3 protein-coding genes are annotated in these 7,021 nt (G+C 37.3%); 1 reads left to right on the top strand and 2 read right to left on the bottom strand.

What is annotated here, in order from left to right; all coding sequences use genetic code 11:
• Positions 1–126: 126 nt before the first annotated feature.
• On the bottom strand, positions 127–2,973 hold the full coding sequence (locus tag ABWO41_RS13605) for a M16 family metallopeptidase (RefSeq protein ID WP_353139007.1): 2,847 nt from the start codon (positions 2,971–2,973) through the stop codon (positions 127–129).
• A gap of 372 nt (positions 2,974–3,345) precedes the next feature.
• Between ABWO41_RS13605 and ABWO41_RS13610 the strand changes: the two genes are divergently transcribed.
• The gene (locus tag ABWO41_RS13610) at positions 3,346–5,811 is read left to right on the top strand and encodes a TonB-dependent receptor (RefSeq protein ID WP_353139013.1); all 2,466 of its coding nucleotides are present in this window, start codon (positions 3,346–3,348) and stop codon (positions 5,809–5,811) included.
• Between the two features lie 75 nt (positions 5,812–5,886).
• Here ABWO41_RS13610 and ABWO41_RS13615 read toward each other — a convergent pair.
• A partial coding sequence (locus tag ABWO41_RS13615) for an alpha-L-rhamnosidase-related protein (RefSeq protein WP_353139010.1) occupies positions 5,887–7,021 on the bottom strand: 1,135 nt, incomplete at its 5' end.

Genomic DNA, 7,021 nt, shown 5'->3' on the forward strand with positions numbered 1-7,021 from the left:
CTGCATAAGCTGTTTTATTGGAAAACAGAGGTAAAGTAGATTGTGTTTGTGGAAATGGAAGATTAGATTAATAATTACACAGATTGAATATCTAAAATCTGTGTAATTATTAAAGCCCTGAGAGGACTATTTTTTCTCTGGCAGTAATATAAACTGCTTGTAATTATTTGGATTTAAATATTTGTTAGCTGTTTGTTTTACCGAATCGTTAGTGACTACTTTTAAGTTTTCTAAATAGCTTAGCACATCCAGCGGATTGTTATTATCCGTATAAGTCTTTTGTAAGTACTGTAACCAATAGCCATTTTCTCTCATCATTAATTCGTACTGCCTGTTCTGCGTTGCCTTAAACTTTACAATATCATCTGCTGTAGCCCCATTTTTCTTCAAGACGGCAATCTCATCTTCGGCGGCGGCTATTAATTTGTCTACATTAGCCGATGCGCAACTAAATGAAATTGAGACACTGTACGTTGCTTTAGGAATATTGTCATACGACAAAGAGACCCTTGGACTGTATACACCACTTTCCTTCTCTCTTAATCTTTCCAGAATTTTAAAGTCCAGCACAGATTTTAATGCATTTAACTGCATATTGGCTTCTTTGCTGTATACATAGTCACCATGATAAACCAATAAAACAGAGGCTTTATCTTCCAGACCTTTATACACTTTCTTAACCACTTTTCCCTTTGCCGGATAGAAACCTAAATCTTTATAATTAGATTTCTGCGTTGGATTAGACGGTAAGCTTGCCAGGTAGGTTGTTAACAAAGTTTTTATTTCGTTTTCCTGAAAGTTTCCTACAAAAGTGAATGTAAAATCTGCTGCATTTTCAAAACGCTGTTTATAAAAATCCAGCGCTTTGTCTAAACTAACTTTCTGAAGTTCCTGTTCTGTAATAACTCCGGCCCTTTTATGATAATTATTCAGTACAGCAGAAATAGTGTCCTGATAAACCGAAGTTGGATTTGACGAACGGTTTGCCAATACTGTCTTTGTTTCTTCAATTTGTGTATTGAAGATATTTACATCTTTTCTTGGTTGTGTAAAATAAAGATAGATTAGCTGAAAAGCCGTTTCTATATCTTTTGGAGATGACGAACCTTTTATTCCCTCTTTGTAATTAGAAATAAATGGCGTAACACCAAGCGATTTACCTGTTAACAGTTTGCCTAGCTGGATGGGATCAAAATTAGCAATACCAGAAGCATCTACTAAGCCATCCGCCATTTCTGCAGATCTAAAATCTATATCAGAAGCCAGAGAAGTTCCCCCGTTTCTGCTGGCAGTAAATAAAACTTGATCATTCTTGAAATCTGTCGGTTTTAAAACAACTTTAATCCCATTGGATAAAGTCAATTCGGTAACGCCGATAGCTTCTACTTTTTTCTCAGACACAATTTGTCCGGCCACTGGTTTAGTAGCTAATAAAGGCTGGTCTATAACCTCATCTACATAAGCGGTAACATTGCTTCCCGCGTTTTTTATCCACGATAAAAACTCGGCATCATTAGGCAGATTAGCTTTTTCCTTGTCCGGAGCCTGAATGATGGCAATCATATTATCATCGGTTACCATACCCGCAGCCAGCTTATTCACATTAGTCAAAGTAATCTGATCCATATTCTTGCGATAGAAATCATAAACAAAATCTATACTTGGAATAGCCTGTCCTTTTAAGAAGTTCTGGGTATAAGCTTCTACGTAAACAGACGATTGGGTTTTATCCTTTTCTTTAAACTGTTTTTCAATAGCCGTTAATAAATTGGTTTTAGCTCTTGCAAGCTCTGTTTCTGTAAAACCGAATTTTTTCATACGGATATTCTCGGCCAGTACAGCTTCTGTTGCCCGTTTCAATCCCGAACCATCCTTTGCGACTACAAAGCTGCTAAATGCATCAGCATTAGCCAGCCCCCCCTGAAATGGTCCGTAAGCACTTTGGGCAAAAACGAAAGGCGCATTTCCTTTCTGCAAAATTTCATTTAATCTGTTCGAAAGCATTTCGTTTATCAGACCGGTTTCCATCTTTAACAACAGATCAGACTCTGTCTTTTCAATTACTTCGGGATGTTTATAAGTAATGGAAGCAACATTATAAGGATATTCAGGATCGGTTACAATTTTCACCAAAGGCTCTTTATTTCCTGGTAAGTCATAAGTTTCTCTCTTTCTTTCTGTTGCGGGGTTTTTCAGCTCCGAGAAATTCTCTTTTATCAGTTTTTCTACCTCAGCCACATCAAAATCACCTACCGCAACCACAGCTTGCAGATTTGGTCTGTACCAGTCTTTATAAAAACGCTTGATGGTCTCGTATTTGAAACTTTGCAGAATATCCACTTTACCAATCGGGAGTCTTTCTGCATATCTCGAATTGGCCAATAGAACAGGGAGAATCTGCTTAGTCATTCTTTCCTGTGCATTTTTTCCTCTCTGTCTGTCTTCTTCTATAATCACACCTCTTTCCTGATCTATTTCGAAATCGTCAAAAGTTACATGCCCGGCCCAGTTCGATAAAATATCAAAACCTTTTTTAAAAACATCGGCGCTATCTGTTGGCAATGGCAACTGATAAACCGTCTGGTCAAATCCGGTATAAGCATTTAGATCGGCTCCAAATCGAACTCCGGCCTTTTGCAGATAGTTTATTAATTCGTTCTTAGGGAAATCTCTGGTTCCATTAAAAGCCATGTGCTCCGTAAAATGAGCTAACCCCTGTTGATCATCATCCTCTACAATAGACCCAATTTTATTTACCAGGTAAAGTTCTGCTCTTTTTTTAGGCTCCGCATTTTTTCTGATATAATAAGTTAACCCGTTTTCTAATTTTCCGATAATGACATTGCTGTCTACCGGAATAGTTTTAGAAACAGCTTCACGAATAGCGGAAGGCGATTCTACCTTTGCTTTAGGTGTACATGAGGAAACAGCAAAAGCCAGGGCAACAAGGGCTGTATATTGATATTTTATCATAGAGAATTTTTAAATAAAAGATAGACAAATTTAGTCTTATAGCAACTGAAAAATCAAAAGTAAAGGTAAAAATTACAATCGGCATCTCGCCATAGTAAATCTTCTGCCTGCGAGTACAGAAAGAGCAGGAAACAAATAGTTGCTTTTTTATTTATTGACAATAAGCACTATATTTGCGTCATCAAATGGGGTGCCTTGTTTAGTGAAACACAAATAAAGGCTGAGATCATACCCTTCATCGTAAAAAATAATTATGATGAACACCTGATCCGGATAATGCCGGCGGAGGGAATGTAATACTAAAACCAGTGGTTTAACCCCTTTACCACTGCATGGTTTTAATATTTTAAACACATAAGAAAAGTGAGAAAAATGAAATTAGCGATGCTGATCGCTTTGGTTATGCCTTATGTCTTATTTGCACAGGACGCTATTCTGAACGGCAGAATTACTGATGCAGGTTCATCTGAAGTAATGGTTGGTGCCTCTGTAACTTTAAAAGAGTTTAATGTTACCACCCAGACTAATGTTAATGGTAATTTCACCTTCAGAAATTTAAAAAATGGAACATATCATCTTAAAATTGCCTATATCGGTTTTAAACCTTTAGAAAAAACCATACTGGTTAAAGGAAATACAGAACTTAATTTAAGTCTGGAAAAGGCATTACTGCTTGCAGATGAAGTTATAGTAAGTGCAACCCGGGCTTCCGCCAATTCTGCTACAACCTTCAAGAATATCAGTAAAGAAGTAATTGAAAAGAATAATTTTGGGCAAGACATGCCCTATCTGCTTAACCAGACACCTTCTGTTGTAGTAGCCTCGGATGCCGGTGCCGGAGTTGGCTATACTTCTATGCGTGTTCGTGGCTCTGATGCCACACGGGTAAATGTAACCATTAATGGTATTCCTTATAATGACGCAGAAAGTCAGGGTTCCTTCTTTGTAAATCTTCCGGACTTTGCATCTTCCGTAGACAATATGCAATTACAACGAGGCGTTGGCACTTCTACAAATGGCGCAGGTGCTTTTGGTGCCAGTCTAAATATTCAAACTTCTGTACTTACAGATTCTGCTTATGCTGAAGTAAATAACTCCGCCGGCTCTTTTGGCACCTTGAAGAATACCGTAAAAGTTGGAACAGGTTTGATAAATGGAAAATGGACTTTTGACGGCCGCCTGTCGAGAATCATAAGTGACGGCTTTATTGACCGAGGTTCTTCCGATTTGAAATCATATTATGTTTCCGGTGCTTATTATGGAAAGAAAAGCATTCTTAGAGCGGTTACTTTCTCGGGACAGGAGAAAACCTATCAGGCATGGAATGGTATACCGGAAGCAAAACTGAAAGGCTCTCAGGCAGATTTACTGGATCATTATTACCGCAATCTGGGTGATCTTTACAATACTGTTGAAGATTCTTTGAATTTGTTCAATTCCGATCCGAGAAAATTCAACATGTTCAGGTACAAAAATCAAACCGACAACTATAATCAAAACCATTACCAGCTTTTATATTCAAAGGAAATCAGCAATCAGCTGAGCTTTAATGGTGCTTTGCATTATACTAAAGGTGCTGGTTATTATGAGGAATATAAGTATGGTGAAGATTTTGAAAAATATGGATTAGACTCTCTTTTTATCGGTAGCGACACTATTGCAAATACAGATTTGGTGAGAAGACGCTGGTTGGATAATCATTTCTATGGCCTGACTTATTCTTTGAATTATCGCCCCTCTAAAACAGCAGATTTTATTTTGGGAGGTGCTTACAACGAATATAAAGGGGAGCATTTTGGCGAAGTGATTTGGGCAAGATATGCATCACAAACAGAAAATGATTATCGCTATTATGAAAACGATGCAACCAAGAAAGATTTCAACGTGTTTGGTAAGGCCAGTATAAATCTGAATAAGTTTAATCTTTTCGGTGATTTACAATACAGGCGAGTAGACTATACTTTCCTTGGTTTTGATCGCAACGGAAATAATGTTGAACAAAATGCCGTTTTAAACTTTTTCAACCCGAAAGTTGGCGTTACCTACGAAATCAATTCAAATCAGAACGTGTATGCTTCTTTTGCAGTCGCTAATAAAGAGCCAAACAGAGATGATTTTACAGAATCCAGCCCGGATAGCAGGCCTAAGGCAGAAAGATTAAATAACATTGAATTGGGATATCGCTATCTTCGAAATAATGTAACGGCAGGATTGAATCTATTTGGCATGTTCTACAAAGATCAGCTGATTTTAACAGGGCAAATTAATGATGTGGGCGGTTATATAAGAAGTAACGTTGACAACAGCTACAGAATAGGAATCGAATTCGATTCAAAATGGGCTATATCGCCTAAATTTTCCTGGGGAATTAATGCCAGTTTAAGCGATCATAAGATAAAGGAGTTTCATGAGTATTTCGATGAATACGATGCCAATTTTGATTGGATTGGTCAACAACAAAATGTTTACAAAAACACAGATATCGCTTTTGCGCCAAAATTTATAGCAGGAAATGAGTTCGCCTATAAACCTCTTAAAGGTTTTGAGCTTGCATTACTTTCTAAATATGTAAGCAAGCAGTATTTAGATAATACGGCTAATGAAAACAGGAAATTAGATGCTTTTTTTGTGAATGATGTTAGATTAGCTTATCAGTTTGAAGCTCTGGGTTTAAGAAATATTGGTCTGGGATTACAGGTAAACAATATATTTAACGAGAAATATGAAAGTAACGGCTATACCTGGGGATATATTTATAACGGAAATAGGGTAACAGAAAATTTCTATTTCCCGCAGGCAGGTACAAGCTTTATGTTTAGTTTGAATGTGAAGTTTTAAAATCATTCCTTTATTAAGAAAGCCATTTCTGAGGTTTCAGAAACGGCTTTCTTTTCTACAACTTCTGCCTTAACGTTAAAAACTATACTTCCCCGGTAGAACTTCATATTGCAAAAGATTTCCTTCTCTTGGCAATTCCTTTACAGTTTTATACTTCTTCACATCAATAGCATTTGCAGGGTTTAGTTGCAATACACCTATACTATTAGGCGGAATTATAAGATTTAATGATAATTTGTCTCCTACTTTTTCCCAATTAGTTTCGATAACCCCTACTGGAGAATCATATTTTGTATGTGCGTATTTAATATCAGTTGCTTTAGGAGAAGGCGGTCTAACTATAAAACGTCTAAAACCTACACTTTCAGGATGTCTTTTAATACCACCTATACCATCTATAAACCAGGCTCCGGGATATAAGTAAGAACTATGCAACAAAGAATGGCCAGGTAAATCCTTTTCCCACATTTCCCAAATGGTTGTGGCATCATTATCTTTCATATAGCCCCAACTTGGATATGTTTTCTTTGAGGTCATTGAATAAATAAGATCGTCTCTACCTTCATCTCTTAACAATTTAAACAGTAGTGCTCCGCCAGTAATTCCTGCATGGATATGTCCTTTTCTAATTTCGAGAATTTCTCTTTCCAATCTTTTAAGAACTTTATCTCTTACCTCAGGAGAAGGTACTTCTGCTAACAGAGCTGCAGCAAGATTAGACATAGATCCATCTGAATAACTATTGTCCTTTTCATTAAAAAACAGCTCATTTACGGCTCTCGATGATAATTCTGCCTTTCTTTCCCAAACAGAAGCTTCTGCATGACGCCCTATAAGATGTGCTATTTTAGCTGCGGTACGCAAATTAAAAATATAGTAAGAATTATTTAGGCACAGTGTTTCAGGCGAATCATTATTCATTCCTTCGGCTGTGGCATTAGGCCATAGCCAATCTCCAAGAAAATCCCATTCTCCGCCAAATCTGCGCAACAGATTGCCTTCTACGTGGGTATCTAAAAAGGACAGCCAACCTTGCATCAACTCAAAATTCTTTTCCAGAACCTGAGTATCACCATAATGCTGATACATAAACCAAGGCAACGTAATTACTATACCTCCCCAGGCCGGACCGCCACCACCCCAAATAGTTGGAGCGGTATGAGGTATTACACCATTATTTAAGATTCTTCCACTTCCAACATGTTTTCTT

Origin of the sequence: Pseudopedobacter sp. (assembly GCF_040392825.1) — a bacterium.
Lineage (GTDB): Bacteria > Bacteroidota > Bacteroidia > Sphingobacteriales > Sphingobacteriaceae > Pseudopedobacter.

What these genes read in the sequence shown, in the direction of transcription:
- ABWO41_RS13605 (WP_353139007.1), bottom strand. Translation starts at nt 2,973, where the DNA reads ATGATAAAATATCAATATACAGCCCTTGTTGCCCTGGCTTTTGCTGTT.
- ABWO41_RS13610 (WP_353139013.1), top strand. Translation starts at nt 3,346, where the DNA reads ATGAAATTAGCGATGCTGATCGCTTTGGTTATGCCTTATGTCTTATTT.